This is a genomic window from Kitasatospora sp. NPDC093558, assembly GCF_040683475.1.
Classification (GTDB): domain Bacteria; phylum Actinomycetota; class Actinomycetes; order Streptomycetales; family Streptomycetaceae; genus Kitasatospora.
This window is the reverse complement of the sequence record NZ_JBFBDY010001078.1, coordinates 1-1,598: the sequence shown is the minus strand read 5'-3', so window position 1 is coordinate 1,598 and position 1,598 is coordinate 1. Positions and strand designations below refer to the sequence as shown.

Annotated in this window: 1 protein-coding gene; it reads right to left on the bottom strand. The window is 73.6% G+C overall.

Annotation, left to right across the window (positions count from 1 at the left end; genetic code table 11):
• Positions 1 to 41 precede the first annotated feature (41 nt).
• Positions 42 to 1,598 (bottom strand): fructose-specific PTS transporter subunit EIIC (locus AB0O00_RS38625; RefSeq protein ID WP_363659352.1); only part of this gene is annotated, 1,557 nt, incomplete at its 5' end.

Sequence of the window (1,598 nt, the reverse complement as noted above, 5' to 3'; positions counted from 1 at the left end):
GAACGAGCGGGCGCCACAGTCGTGTCAGGAGACCGGCTGGATCAGGCGCCGACCAGCTCCTTCTCGGCGACGACGGCACCCGGGGCCGCCGCAACGGCGGGCTTGCGCATCCCCTTGAGCACCACGACCACCGCCGTGGTGACCACCGTGCCCGCCACGACCGCGACCAGGTACAGGAACGGGCTGCCGATCAGCGGGAGCACCCAGATTCCGCCGTGCGGGGCCCGCAGGGTGGAACCGAAGGCCATCACCAGTCCGCCGGCGGTCATGCTGCCGACCATGTTCGCCGGGATGACCCGCAGCGGGTCGGCCGCCGCGAACGGGATCGCGCCCTCGGTGATGAACGACGCCCCGAGCACCCAGGCGGCCTTGCCGTTCTCGCGCTCCTCGGCGGTGAACAGCCGGCGCCGGACGACGGTCGCCAGGGCCATGCCCAGCGGCGGGGTCATGCCGGCGGCCATCACGGCGGCCATCACCTTCAGGCTGCCGGCGTCCGGGGTGCTGCCCGCCGTGGTGAGCGCACCGGCCGCGAAGGTGTAGGCGACCTTGTTGAGCGGACCGCCCATGTCGAAGGCCATCATCGCGCCGAGCAGCAGACCGAGGAGGATCGCGTTGGAGCCGGAGAGGCCGTTCAGCCAGTCGGTCAGGCCGCTCATCGCCGAGGCGATGGGCGAGCCGACCAGCACGAACATCAGGAAGCCGACCGCCGCCACCGACAGCAGCGGGATCACCACCACCGGCATGATGCCCCTGATCGCCCGCGGCACGTTCCACCGGATCATCCACAGCACCAGGAAGCCCGCGGCCAGGCCGGACACGATGCCGCCGAGGAAGCCGGCGCCGACCGCCACCGAGATGGCACCGCCGGCGATGCCGGCGGCCAGCGCCGCCCGGTCCGCGATCGCGAAGGCGATGTACCCGGAGACGACCGGGACCAGGAAGCCGAAGGCGGCCTTGCCGGTCTGGAACAGCATCGCCGCCCAGCTGTGCGCGGAGGTCCAGTCGAAGTGGCCCAGCACGGACGGCGCGGAGGCGATCTGGTAGCCGCCGATCGCGAAGGAGAGCGCGATCAGCAGGCCGCCGGCCGCGACGAACGGGATCATGTAACTGACGCCCGTCATCAGGTACTTGCGCAGCCGCTGGGCCCAGTGCTCGCCCGCCGGCGCGCTCGGTGCGGCAGCCGGGGCGGCGGCACGGGCGCCGCTGCCGGCCTGGGCGACCAGAGCGGCGGCCTGGGCGATCAGGTCGTCGGCGCGGTTGACGGCGGCCTTCACCCCCACGTCCACGGTCGGCTTGCCGGCGAAGCGGGCGCGGTCCCTGACCTCGACGTCATGGGCGAGGATCACTGCGTCGGCCGCCGCGATCACCTCGGGGGCCAGCGGCGTCGCGCCGGCGGACCCCTGGGTCTCGACCTCGATCCGCGCACCCGCCCGGGCGGCGGCCAGTTCGAGCGCCTTGGCGGCCATGTAGGTGTGCGCGATGCCGGTCGGGCACGAGGTCACCGCGACGAGCAGCAGCCCGGCGTCGGCGGCTTCCGGAGCAGGCGTCGGCGCGACGGCAGTGGGCTCCGGCGCAGCGGCCGGCGCCTCCTCGCCGTT